Origin of the sequence: Streptomyces sp. NBC_01304 (assembly GCF_035975855.1) — a bacterium.
Taxonomy (GTDB): domain Bacteria; phylum Actinomycetota; class Actinomycetes; order Streptomycetales; family Streptomycetaceae; genus Streptomyces.
Genome location: NZ_CP109055.1, coordinates 6,567,043 through 6,579,410, shown reverse-complemented (window position 1 = coordinate 6,579,410; position 12,368 = coordinate 6,567,043). Strand labels below are relative to the sequence as shown.

10 protein-coding genes are annotated in these 12,368 nt (G+C 70.4%); 6 read left to right on the top strand and 4 right to left on the bottom strand.

Features of this window, described 5'->3' with window-relative positions; genetic code table 11:
• Positions 1-39: 39 nt before the first annotated feature.
• Positions 40-303: a WhiB family transcriptional regulator gene (locus OG430_RS29325; protein WP_327355623.1), complete on the bottom strand. Its 264-nt coding sequence runs from the start codon at positions 301-303 to the stop codon at positions 40-42.
• Between the two features lie 664 nt (positions 304-967).
• On the opposite strand from OG430_RS29325, the gene OG430_RS29320 reads away from it, so the two are divergent.
• Genes OG430_RS29320 through OG430_RS29310 form a run of 3 tightly spaced genes read left to right on the top strand, consistent with a single transcriptional unit; the run spans position 968 to position 3,733 of the window.
• On the top strand, positions 968-1,471 hold the full coding sequence (locus OG430_RS29320; RefSeq protein WP_327355622.1) for a cysteine dioxygenase: 504 nt from the start codon (positions 968-970) through the stop codon (positions 1,469-1,471).
• A gap of 13 nt (positions 1,472-1,484) precedes the next feature.
• Positions 1,485-2,441, top strand: a complete 957-nt coding sequence (gene cofD / locus OG430_RS29315) for a 2-phospho-L-lactate transferase (protein ID WP_327355621.1) — start codon at positions 1,485-1,487, stop codon at positions 2,439-2,441.
• The gene (locus OG430_RS29310) at positions 2,438-3,733 is read left to right on the top strand and encodes a coenzyme F420-0:L-glutamate ligase (protein ID WP_327355620.1); all 1,296 of its coding nucleotides are present in this window, start codon (positions 2,438-2,440) and stop codon (positions 3,731-3,733) included. Before cofD ends, OG430_RS29310 begins: the two co-directional genes overlap by 4 nt.
• A 27-nt stretch (positions 3,734-3,760) precedes the next feature.
• On the opposite strand, the gene OG430_RS29305 is transcribed toward OG430_RS29310, so the two are convergent.
• The 3 genes from OG430_RS29305 to OG430_RS29295 form a co-directional block, all read right to left on the bottom strand.
• Positions 3,761-4,768: a DNA-3-methyladenine glycosylase family protein gene (locus OG430_RS29305; protein ID WP_327355619.1), complete on the bottom strand. Its 1,008-nt coding sequence runs from the start codon at positions 4,766-4,768 to the stop codon at positions 3,761-3,763.
• A gap of 524 nt (positions 4,769-5,292) precedes the next feature.
• Entirely contained in the window at positions 5,293-6,384 is a 1,092-nt protein-coding gene (locus OG430_RS29300) for an NDP-sugar synthase (protein WP_327359264.1), read from the bottom strand.
• 92 nt (positions 6,385-6,476) lie between these two features.
• A complete protein-coding gene (locus tag OG430_RS29295; RefSeq protein WP_327355618.1) occupies positions 6,477-7,877 on the bottom strand; it encodes a peptidoglycan recognition protein family protein in 1,401 nt (466 codons plus the stop codon).
• 159 nt (positions 7,878-8,036) lie between these two features.
• Between OG430_RS29295 and OG430_RS29290 the strand changes: the two genes are divergently transcribed.
• The 3 genes from OG430_RS29290 to OG430_RS29280 all read left to right on the top strand — a co-directional run bounded on the left by OG430_RS29290 (position 8,037) and on the right by OG430_RS29280 (position 12,354).
• Positions 8,037-8,780, top strand: coding sequence for a TIGR03089 family protein (locus tag OG430_RS29290; RefSeq protein ID WP_327355617.1), 744 nt, complete (start codon positions 8,037-8,039; stop codon positions 8,778-8,780).
• A 184-nt stretch (positions 8,781-8,964) separates the two neighbouring features.
• Positions 8,965-10,368: an LCP family protein gene (locus tag OG430_RS29285; RefSeq protein ID WP_327355616.1), complete on the top strand. Its 1,404-nt coding sequence runs from the start codon at positions 8,965-8,967 to the stop codon at positions 10,366-10,368.
• A 198-nt stretch (positions 10,369-10,566) separates the two neighbouring features.
• A complete protein-coding gene (locus OG430_RS29280) occupies positions 10,567-12,354 on the top strand; it encodes an LCP family protein (protein ID WP_327355615.1) in 1,788 nt (595 codons plus the stop codon).
• Positions 12,355-12,368: the final 14 nt, after the last annotated feature.

Below are 12,368 nucleotides of genomic sequence, written 5' to 3'. Positions count from 1 at the left end.
CCGATTGGTCAGGGTTGATCGGCTTCGGGCACTGAATGCTCAGACCGCGGCCTTCTTCAGGCGGCGCCGCTCGCGCTCCGAGAGGCCGCCCCAGATGCCGAACCGCTCGTCGTTGGCGAGTGCGTACTCGAGGCACTCGGAGCGGACCTCGCAGGCGAGGCAGACCTTCTTGGCCTCGCGGGTGGAGCCGCCCTTCTCCGGGAAGAAGGACTCGGGGTCGGTCTGGGCGCACAGCGCGCGTTCCTGCCAGCCGAGTTCCTCGTCCACGTCCTCGACCAGCAGTTCCTGGAACACCTCGGTCATGTGCGCGCCCCTCGTCTGTCAGTGCAGTCCCCGTGCTTGCCGTTACCGATTTCGGCTGAACGACACGAGTGAAATTACAAGTGTGCCGATCCGGGGCAGTCAAGCCGAGTTCTGCTATTGGGCCCCTTATTCACTCTGCGGAACCAAGGCTTTGCGGAAAGTGTTCAAATCGGCCTAAACCAAGACACTTGCCAAGCGCTCATCCGTACGTCCTGCCGATACACGAAAAGACGCGTTGGAGATTGATCCCGTTCCGGAACGGGCGCCGAAGCGAACCGGATCACATTCGGATCACGAGACGGCGACGGCGTTTGCCTGCCCGGATGCACCGCCACTTGTCCGGTCCGGCGACTGCACAAACCTTTCGCCTACGAGAACAACCGGATACGGTGAAAGATATCTCGCAATACGGACATCAGGTTGACACCAGACGTGTGACCCGGTCTCCTGGTGGGCATGCTCGCAAACTTGGCGCACACCCGGACCCACAGCCGTGGGTTCCTTCGTGCTGCCCACCCGAGCTGTTGCTGTTGCTGTCCCAGCTGTTGAGCCCCACCGCGCTCCAGCTGCACTCCTGAGCCCACACCCGGGCCCGCTCCGCTCGTGATCCCGAGCGAACCCACCGCGACACCCCAGCACTCTCCGCCGAGGAACCACCGCACCCATGAACAGCGACAGCGACCTCCAGATCGCCGGCGACATCCTCGAGGTACCGCACCTCCTGCAGCCCGCCCGCGAGCACCCCGCCACCGTGGCCGAATTCGCCGGCCTCGCGCGCGCCATCGCCGCCGACCGCTCCCAGTGGGAGCACCTCGTCGAGTACGACGCCACCAGCCGCTGGTACCACCGCCTGCGCACCGGACCCGGCTACGAGGTCTGGCTGCTCAGCTGGGTGCCCGGACAGGGCAGCGGACGGCACGACCACGGACTGTCCTCCGGCGTCCTCACCGTCCTCGACGGCGAGTTGACCGAGCACACCGAGCGCGGCGACCGCGCCCTTGCCGCCGGATCGCAGCGGGTCTTCGCGCCCGGCTACGTCCACGAAGTCGTCAACGACTCGCTGCAGCCCGCCGTCAGCCTGCACGTCTACTACCCGGGCCTCACCGAGATGCCCATGCACAGCGCCCGGTGCGCGGCCCCGGCCGCCGTGGATGTCGTACCCGCCTGACACACTGCCGTACATGCGCATTGTGGTTCTGGCCGGCGGCATCGGTGGTGCTCGATTCCTGCGTGGCCTCAAGGCGGCCGCGCCCGACGCGGCGATCACCGTCATCGGCAACACCGGTGACGACATTCACCTGTTCGGGCTGAAGGTCTGCCCCGACCTGGACACCGTGATGTACACCCTCGGCGGTGGCATCAACGAGGAGCAGGGCTGGGGGCGTACCGACGAGACGTTCCAGGTCAAGAGCGAACTCGCCGCGTACGGCGTGGGACCCGAGTGGTTCGGGCTCGGCGACCGGGACTTCGCCACCCACATCGTGCGTACGCAGATGCTGGGCGCCGGCTATCCGCTGAGCGCCGTCACCGAGGCGCTCTGCGACCGGTGGCAGCCCGGCGTGAAGCTCATCCCGATGTCCGACGACCGCGTCGAGACGCATGTCGCCGTCGACCTCGACGGCGAGCGCAAGGCCATCCACTTCCAGGAGTACTGGGTCAAACTGCGCGCCTCCGTGGACGCGCTCGCCGTCGTGCCCGTCGGGGCCGAGCAGGCCAAGCCCGCGCCCGGCGTGCTCGAGGCCATCGCCGAGGCCGATGTCGTGATCTTCCCGCCGTCCAACCCCGTGGTCAGCGTCGGCACCATCCTCGCCGTGCCCGGCATCCGGGAGGCCATCGCCGAGGCCGGGGTGCCCGTGGTCGGGCTCTCCCCGATCGTCGGGGACGCGCCCGTGCGCGGCATGGCCGACAAGGTGCTGGCCGCCGTCGGCGTCGAGTCCAGCGCCGCCGCCGTCGCCGAGCACTACGGGTCGGGGCTGCTCGACGGCTGGCTCGTCGACACCGTGGACGCGGACGTGGTCGAGCGGGTCGAGACGGCCGGGATCCGCTGCAAGGCCGTACCGCTGATGATGACCGACACCGAGGCCACCGCCCAGATGGCCCGTGAGGCGCTGGCCCTTGCCGAGGCGGTACGCGCGTGAGCGCCCCCGCCTACCGGGTGTGGGCCGTCCCCGGACTGCCCGAGATCAAGACGGGCGACGACCTCGCCAAGCTGATCGCCGACGCCGAACCGGCGCTCGCCGACGGGGACGTCGTCCTCGTCACCTCGAAGATCGTCTCCAAGGCCGAGGGGCGCATCGTCGCCGCCGACGACCGGGAGGCGGCCATCGACGCGGAGACCGTGCGGGTCGTCGCGCGGCGCGGGGCGCTCAGGATCGTGGAGAACCGGCAGGGCCTGGTCATGGCCGCGGCCGGTGTGGACGCCTCCAACACCCCTGCGGGGACCGTGCTGTTGCTGCCCGAGGACCCCGACGGCTCCGCGCGGGTCATCCGCGACGGGCTGCGGGACGTACTGGGAGTGGACGTGGGGGTCCTGGTCACCGACACCTTCGGGCGGCCCTGGCGCAACGGGCTCACCGATGTCGCCATCGGGGCCGCCGGAGTGCACGTACTCGATGATCTGCGCGGTGGTCTGGACGCGTACGGGAATCCGCTGAGCGCGACCGTCGTCGCGACGGCCGATGAGCTGGCTGCCGCCGGGGATCTTGTGAAGGGGAAGGCCGGCGGGCTTCCGGTGGCCGTGGTGCGCGGGTTGCCGCAGGTCGTCGGGGGTGACGCCGGCGCCCGGGAGATGGTGCGGGTCGCGGCCGACGACATGTTCCGGCTGGGGACTTCGGAGGCCGTACGGGAAGCGGTCGCGCAGCGGCGTACCGTGCGGGCCTTCACCGATGAGCCGGTGGACCCGGGAGCGGTACGGCGGGCCGTCGCCTCGGCCGTGACGGCGCCCGCCCCCCATCACACGACGCCCTGGCGGTTTGTGCTGTTGGAGTCGGCGGAGTCGCGGACCCGGCTGCTCGATGCCATGCGGGACGCGTGGGTCGCGGATCTGCGGGCCGACGGGAAGAGCGAGGAGTCCATCGCGCGGCGCGTGCGGCGTGGAGACGTCCTGCGCAACGCCCCTTATCTGGTGGTGCCTTGTCTGGTGATGGACGGGGCGCATACGTACGGGCATGCGCGGCGGGATGCGGCCGAGCGGGAGATGTTCGTCGTCGCGACCGGGGCCGGGATCCAGAACTTCCTGGTGGCGCTGGCCGGGGAGCGGTTGGGGTCGGCGTGGATTTCGTCGACGATGTTCTGCCGGGATGTCGTACGGCAGGTTCTTGAACTGCCCGATGAGTGGGACCCGATGGGGGCCGTGGCGGTCGGGCGGGCTGCCGAGGAGCCTCGGGAGCGGGCTGCGCGGGATGCGGCCGATTTCATCGAAGTGCGTTAGCGCGTACGGGAGTTGGGGCGCGCCCGGTCACAGGCGGGCGATGTCCGCCTTCGGCATCTTCGGCGTGCGGCGGGGCGGGGTGCGGCCTGCCAGGAGGATGTAGCGGGCCGCGCGGTGGCGTTGGCCCTTGTAGGGCGCCAGGAGTTCGAGCATGCGCTCGTCGGTCGTGGACTGGGCCCCCGTGAGGGCGTAGCCGATAATGTGCGGCAGGTGGAGGTCGCCGACCGTGACCGCGTCGGGGGCGCCGTTGCTGCGCTGGACCACCTCGGCGGAGGTCCAGGGGCCGATGCCGGGGATCAACTCCAGGCGCTCCTGGGCCTGTTCAGGCTCCATGGCCGCCGCCTCCTCCAGACGGTTCGCCACGCGGACGGCGCGCAGGATGGTGGAGGCGCGCTTGTTGTCGACGCCTGCGCGGTGCCATTCCCAGGACGGGATCATGCGCCATGTCTGGGGGTCCGGCATGACGTACATGTGGTCGGGGGCCGGGCCCGGGGCGGGCTCGCCGTGCTTGCGGACCAGGAGGCGCCAGGCCCGGTAGGCCTCGTCCGTGGTGACCTTCTGCTCGAGGATCGAGGGGATCAGGGACTCGAGGACCAGGCCGGTGCGGGTGAGGCGGAGGCCCTGGCGCTTCTTCTGGGCCTGCGCGACGAGGCGGTGGTGGGGCTCGAACTCGTCCGGGGTGTCGCTCTGGCCGAGCAGGTGCGGGAGTTGGTCCAGCATCCAGGCCGCGCCCGGGCCCCAGGATTCGGCGTGCGCCGTGCCTTGCTTCGTGGTGATCCGGATCGTGGCGGGGCCTTCGGGGGTGCGGCTCGCTCGCCACAGCCCTGCCGGGGTGGTGCGGAAGGTGGGGTCGGCCGGGCCCCTTCGCAGGGGGCCGAGGGTGAGGCCCAGGTCCAAGGGGGCCTCGGGGGCCTCGGGGGTCCAGCTGCGGGTCGCGCCCCGGGTGGTGGGGCCGGCCGGGGCGCCTTGCGGGATCACCGTGTGACCGCCGCGCACCGTGGTGCGGGTGGGTTTGGGGGTGAAGCGGCCTGCCACGGGGTCCTCGGGGGTGCTGGTTGTTGGGCGTCCGCTTCGAGGGTAGGGGTGTTTTTCTCCCCGCCCCGCCCCTTCCCGAAATCCTGCGGAGCTTGGGGGTGGGTGGGAGATCCGGGATCCGGGTGGGTGGGCTATCGGGGATCCGGGTGGGCGGGCCCCTGCATCGCGCTTCGCGCTCGTCCTCAGGCGCCGGACGGGCTGGCTGGCTGCGGAACTGCTGACCAGTGGGCCCGGCGGCGCGGAGGCGGGAGGTGGGCGCAGCGGGGCCCTGACGCCTGGACCGGAACCGGCGGGGGCGGGTGCGCGGGATCAGGGCCGCGCCGAGCAGTACCGGGCGCGGAGTGGCGTGAGCACTGCCCCAAACCGAGCAGCACCGGGCGCGCAGCGGAGTCAGCGCTACCCCAAACCGAGCAGCACCGGGCGCGCAGCGGAGTCAGCACTGCCCCAAACCGAGCAGCACCGGGCGCGCAGCGGAGTCAGCACTGCCCCAAACCGAGCAGCACCGGGCGCGCAGCGGAGTGGGGCTACTGGTCCGATGAGAAGCGCACGCACGCGTCCGGGAGGACCGCGTTGCACCAGACGCGGGCGCCCGCCCGTAGTTCGTTGTCCGCGCCCACCCTCGCGCCGTCGCCGATCACCGCGCCCGCGAGGATCGTGCGGGCGCCGATCACCGAGTCCGCGCCGACCAGGGAGTCCGTGATCGTCGCGCCCGGTTCGATCACCGCGCCCGACAGGATCGTGCTGCCCTCGATGCGGGCTCCCGCGCCGACCGTCGCGCCCTCGCCCACCACCGTGCCGCCCGTCAGCTTGGCGTCGGGGGCCACGCGGGCCGTGGGCAGGACCAGGCGGTCGCCGCAGCGGCCGGGGACCGCGGGGGACGGGGCCCGGCCGAGGACGAGGTCTGCGGAGCCGCGTACGAACGCCTGGGGAGTGCCCAGGTCGAGCCAGTACGTGGAGTCGACCATGCCCTGGAGGTGGGCGCCGGAGGCGAGGAGGTCCGGGAACGTCTCGCGTTCGACCGAGACCGGGCGGCCCGTCGGGATCGTGTCGATGACCGAGCGGCGGAACACGTACGCGCCCGCGTTGATCTGGTCCGTGACGATCTCTTCGGGCGTCTGGGGCTTCTCCAGGAAGGCCGTGACGCGGCCCGTGGAGTCCGTGGGGACCAGGCCGTACGCCCGCGGGTCCTCGACCTGGGTGAGGTGCAGGGAGACGTCTGCGGACGAGGACTCGTGCGTCGCCACCAGGGCCGGGATGTCCAGACCCGTGAGGATGTCGCCGTTGAAGATCAGGACCGGGTCGGACGGGTCCGAGCGCAGCAGCGGTGCCACATTGCGGATCGCGCCGCCGGTGCCGAGGGGCTCGTCCTCGGTGACGTACTCGAGGTGGAGGCCGAGCGAGGAGCCGTCGCCGAAGTGCGGTTCGAAGACCTCCGCCAGGTAGGACGTGGCCAGGACGATGTGCTCGATCCCGGCCGCCCGTGCCCGCGCCAGCTGATGCGTGAGGAACGGGACGCCCGCCGCGGGGACCATCGGCTTGGGTGTGTGGACCGTGACCGGACGGAGCCGGGTGCCCTTGCCGCCGACCAGGAGGATCGCTTCGGTCGCCCCATGCACGCGATTCAATTGCTGCCTCTGCTTCCTGCCGGGGGCACGGCCCAGGTGGTACGGCCGGCCAGTGTATGCAGACTGTGTGCCGTGCCCCGGTCTCACCGCCCCTGGTAGTGGGCCGATGTCTGCCGGGCCTTGCCGAGCTTGCCGTACAGCATCCCTCCGGGGCATTCAGTGGCAAATCCGTCTCGGTGACCTGAAATCACGTTGAGGCGGACAAGCTTCCCCTTCTTGTAGAGATTGCTGCCCCCTGACTTCAGATATGCCTTGCCACGCGGATTGACGCCGTACATGCCGAGCTTCCACGCGGTCAGCCGCGCGATGGCGTTCAGGGCCGCCTGCGGGGGCGTGGAGTTGCTGTAGGTCCCGAGGACGGCGATGCCCATGCTGTTGCTGTTGAAACCGAGAGTGTGGGCCCCGTAGACGGGCTTGGCTACTCCTCCGGCGCGCCCTTCGTAGATGTTCCCGCACCTGTCGACGGCGAAGTTGTAGCCGAAGTCACGCCAGCCACTGCTCTTGACGTGGTAGCGGTAGATACTGCGCAGGACGGAGGGCGACTGCGAACAGCGGTAGTTGTTGCCGGACGCGCTGTGGTGCACGAAGGCCGCCTTGACGGACTTGGTGTAGACGAAGTTCTTCTCGCGGAGCTTCTCGTTCGCGCCCCAGCCCCTGCGCGTGATGATGCGCGGGCGCGGGCCGATGTACGGCCGCGCCGTCAGGTCGCCGCGGGACGCCATCAGGTCGTCCTCGGTCTGCTGCTTGGTGAGGTCCGAGATGACGGAGGCGCCGAGCGGGGCGAGCTCCGCGTTGACCGCCGAGCTGGCCGCGGACTCCCAGGTCAGGGCGGTGTCGCCGAGGCTCGGGGCGTCCGCTTCCGGTCCCTGCGGTGGGGGGTCCTCGCCGGGGTCTACGAGTTCCAGGCGGAGGCCCTTGGGGAGCAGGCCCTCGTCCGAGGGAGCCGCAGGTGCCGAGGGAGCCGCCATGGCTCGGTCGCCCGTGGACTCCGGCTCCACCCGGATCTCCACGCCGTCCGAGTCGCCGACCCACAGGGGGGCCGTGGAGCCGCGGACGTTCTTCGAGGCGTGCTCGGGGGTGTCCGGGTCGGCGGCGTGGTCGTGGTTGTGCGTCTCGACGTCCTGCCAGCCCGACCAGGCCTCGGTGCCCCTGGCCCGGGTGCGGACCTGGACGCGGCCGTGCAGCTCGGCCTCCGGGTTGTCCCAGACGACGCCGACCAGCGAGAACGGCAGTACGTCGCGTCGCAGCACGCCCTGCGCTGCGGCGCCGGCGCCGCCCGCCCGGTCCGAGCCGAGCGAGGCCAGCGGCAGCGACTGGGTCGAGCCGGCGAGCGCCTGTGCCGCGGGGGCGGACCGGGGGGCCGAGGCGTGCGCCGGCCCCTGGGCCGCGAGCGGCAGGGTGAGGGCGGCCGCGCAGGCGACACCGATCGATGAGGCGAGCAGCCGGCGGCGGGCGAGAAGCGGAGCAGCAAGGAATCCACGCATGGCGTCGATCGTGCGGCCAACCGGACACGTCCGCACATCGAGGACAGCTGTGCGCGACTGTGGACAACGGGAACTGACGGTGTGTCGGACCCCTGGCCGACCCCTGCCGTTCCCCCGGGCGGGCGGACGGCGGCGCGCTCGCCGCGTACGCTTGCCCGCGTGAACGCGACCGACCGCACCCCCGCCGACCTGCTGCGATCCGCGCTCGCCGCGGACCCGGCCCGCCCGCTCGTCACCTTCTACGACGACGCCACGGGCGAACGTGTCGAATTGTCCGTGGCCACCTTCGCCAATTGGGTGGCCAAGACCGCAAATCTGCTCCAGGGCGACCTGGGCGCGGAGCCCGGCGACCGGCTCGCGCTGCTGCTGCCCGCGCACTGGCAGACGGCGGTGTGGCTGCTCGCCTGTTCCTCGGTGGGCGTGACCGTCTGTGTCGGGGGCGATCCGGCCGATGCGGACCTCGTGGTCAGCGGTCCCGATTCGCTCGATGCGGCGCGGGCCTGTTCCGGGGAGCGGGTCGCGTTGGCGCTGCGGCCGTTGGGTGGGCGGTTTCCCCAGGTCCCGGACGGGTTCTCGGACTATGCGGTGGAGGTGCCGAGCCAGGGGGACCGGTTCGCGCCGTTCGTGCCCGTCGATCCGTCCTCGGCCGCGCTCGACGTCGGGGGTACGTCGGTGACGGGGGCGGAGCTGGTGGAGCGGGCTCTCGCCGAGGCGTCGTCGCTCGGGATTTCGGCCGGGGCCCGGGTGCTTTCGGGGTTGCCGTACGACACGTGGGAAGGGCTCTTCGCCGGGCTGTACGCTCCGCTCGCGGCCGGGGGGTCGGTCGTGCTGTGCCGTCACCTCGACGAGGTGGGGCTGGACAAGCGGGTCGAGAGCGAGCGGGTCGGCGTAGTCCTGCGTTGAGCGGGAAGCCGTAGCGGCTGAAGAAGCAAGCTCTCCACAGGCGAAGGAACCGAACTCCACCCATCCGGCGCAGGCCCGGGCTTGGCCCGCAGGCGCCGGGGGCAGGTCGCCGTCATGGTCGTAGGAGCACTACGTACGGCTGCAACCTGCCGAACCGCCGACGCCGCGAGGGGTGGACCCAGACGTGACCGACACCGCAGGCACGCCCGCCGAGCCGGATCCCGTCCCGGACGACGACGCGCCTGAGCCGGTAGCGCCTGCGCCACCCGCGCCGCCCGCACCGCGCAAGCGGCACTGGCTCCGGTGGGCCGCCCTGGCCGTGTCCGTCGTCGTGCTTGCCGCCGCCGGGATCGGCTGGAGCCTCTACAAGAAGCTCGAGGGCAACATCACCGAGGACACCGGCACCGCGGCCGAGCTCGAGCGGTACGAGCGGGAGCGGCCGCTGCCGGCCGTGCACGACGCGCAGAACGTCCTGCTCATCGGCTCCGACACCCGCTCCGGGCAGGGCACCGGCAACCCCTACGGCCAGGACCAGGGCACCCAGCGCTCCGACACCACGATCCTGCTGCACCTCGCGGCCGACCGGCGCAGCGCCACCGCCGTGTCGTTGCCGCGCGACCTGATGGCCGACATCCCCAGCTGCCGCAAGCCCGACGGGTCGCGTACGAACGAGCAATTCGCCCAGTTCAACTGGGCGTTCGAGTTCGGCGGGGCGGCCTGCACCATCCGTACCGTCGAGAAGATGACCCATGTCCGCATCGACCACCACATGATCGTCGACTTCCGGGGCTTCAAGAAGATGGTCGACGCGGTGGAAGGCGTGGAGGTCTGCCTCAAGGATCCCGTCGACGACGCGGACGCCCACCTGAAGCTCGCGGCGGGCCGGCAGAAGCTGGACGGAGAGCAGGCGCTCGGCTACGTACGCGCGCGAAAGACGCTCGGCAATGGCAGCGACACCGACCGAATGGACCGCCAGCAGCAGTTTCTCGGCGCGCTCGTCAACAAGGTGCAGAGCAATGGCGTACTGCTCAATCCGACCCGGCTCTTCCCGGTCCTGGACGCCGCCACCTCTTCGCTCACCACGGACCCGGCGCTGGCGAAGTTGACCGACCTGTACGAGTTGGTCCGCTCCATGCGCAATATCCCCACGGAACGGGTGCAGTTCCTCACCGTGCCCCGGCAGTCGTACACCTATGACGCCAATCGCGACGAACTGGTGCAGCCCGATGCGGGACGCCTCTTCGACCAACTGCGCAATGACGCACCGGTCCAGGTGGCCCCCGAGCCCACCGAGGCCGAGCAGGCCGCCGACGAGGCCGCGCAGAAGGGCGAGGAATCCGAGAGCGGGGGTGGGCATTGGGTGGACCAGGGGTATTGGGGCGATGACGGCGAGTGGGTCGACGACGGCTACTGGGCGGATGGAAAGCCGTCCGGAAGCGAGGCGTCCGGCAAGGGGACATCCGATGAGAAGCCGGACGACGAGAAGCCGGGCGACGGGAAGCCCGCCGATGCCTCGCCGAGCCCTTCGGAGTCGCCCTCTCCCGCCCCCACATTCCGCGGAAACACGGCCGCGGGAAGCACCTGTTGAGCGCTGCCGGGTAAAGCGCAGCCCAAGCAGAAGGTGAAGTCGGCCAGAAATTGTGCGGATTGCCCAGTTGTAGGGGAGTGGAATTTGTCACCGCCGTCGCCGGGCGCTGAGCTGGTCGGATAGCGTGAGCGATTCGACTGACCGGGCGCCGCTGGAGGGGGAGGCGCCGCGTGGCCCAGACGGAGGATCTAAGCAACCGTGGACGCGCAAGGCCGTGGGCGGGCGGAGAACATCGATCCCGCAGACCAGTGGGTACTCAACCCGCAGACCGGCGACTACGAACTGCGACTGAACCCCTCCGCAGGGCAAGGGCAGTCGGGCATTCCGGGCCCCCGCAGAACCGGCAGAGGCAGCCGGAGCACCTCGGGTGCCGGCCGCCGGCCGGGCGGGACCACCGAGGGCGGTTGGCCCTCGGTCGACTCGCCGCGCCGCCGCGGGCCCGCCCCCGACCGGGACGGACCGGGCCGTGACGGCCGCGATCTGCCGGGCCAGCGCAGGCGCCGCCAGCCGGACGAGGACCTCGCCCCGGGGCGCGGCCGGCGCCGGCCGAAGCAGCGGCCGTCGAGGGGCAAGAAGATCGCCAAGTGGACCGGTGGAATCCTGGCGTTCCTCCTGGTCGGCACGGGCGTGGCCGGAGCCCTCTACTGGAAGCACCTCAACGACAACATCACCGGCATAGACGACGACGGCGCGGGCACCGGCGGGTTCAGCAAGGACCGGGCCATCAACATCCTGCTGATCGGCACGGACAAGCGCACCGGCAAGGGCAACGAGGGCTACGGCGACGCCGGGAGCTCCGGGCACGCCGACACCACGATCCTGCTGCACGTTTCCAAGGACCGGACGAACTCCACCGCGCTGAGCATTCCGCGCGACATGATCACGGACATCCCCTCCTGCCCGACCAAGCAGGAGGACGGCTCCACCAAGGACATTCCGGGCACCAACAAGACCCGGTTCAACGAGAGCCTCGGCCAGTTCGGCCGCACGCCGAGCTGCACCATGCGGACCGTCACCAAGATCACCGGCATCAAGATCGACCACTTCATGATGGCCGACTTCAACGCGGTGAAGACCTTGTCTTCGGCAGTCGGCGGGGTGCCGATCTGCCTGGCCAAGGACATCAACGACCCCAAGTCGCACCTGAATCTGAAGAAGGGCAAGCACACCGTCGAGGGCGACGACGCACTCGCCTTCGTACGGACCCGGCATGCCGTCGGCTTCGGCGGTGACCTGGACCGGATCAAGCTCCAGCAGCAGTTCCTGAGTTCGCTGATGCGGCAGATGAAGTCGAACGACACGCTCTCCAGCCCGGGCAAGATGATGGACCTGGCGGAGGCCGCGACCAAGGCGCTGACGGTCGACAGTCACATAGACGATCTGAACAAGCTCAAGGACCTCGGCGGGGAACTGAACAAGGCCGACCTGGAGAACATCAGCTTCACCACGGTGCCGGTCGTAGACAACACCGACCACGCCACCGTCCTGCTCAACAAGTCGCTGGCGGACCCGTTGTTCGCGATGATGCAGCAGGACGTCTCCCTCACCGAGACGAAGAAGAAGGCCAAGGCGGCGGAAGCGGCCAGGCTCAAGGGGTCCAAGTCGGACGCGTCCGAGGTGCGGGTCAACCTCTACAACGGCAGCGACACGCAGGGCGCCGCCGGTACGACGCTGACCTGGCTGCAGAACGACCAAGGCGTGCTCAAGGCGAGCCAGTTGGGCAACGCCGACAAGAAGCAGGCGAAGACGACGCTCGAGTACTCGCCCGATCAGGCCGATCAGGCACGCAGGCTCGCGGACATCATGGGGCTGCCCGGCTCCGCACTGAAGCCGGGCAAGAGCGAGAAGAACGATCAGGGGCTGCCCGCGATGGTCCTGATCCTGGGGGCCGACTTCAAGGGTGCGGGGACACCCATCTCCGCTCCGTCGAAGGCGCCGGACGGGGTCAACAAGGTCGGAGCAGACAAGGCCGTCTGCGCCAAGTGACATCTGGTTGCTTC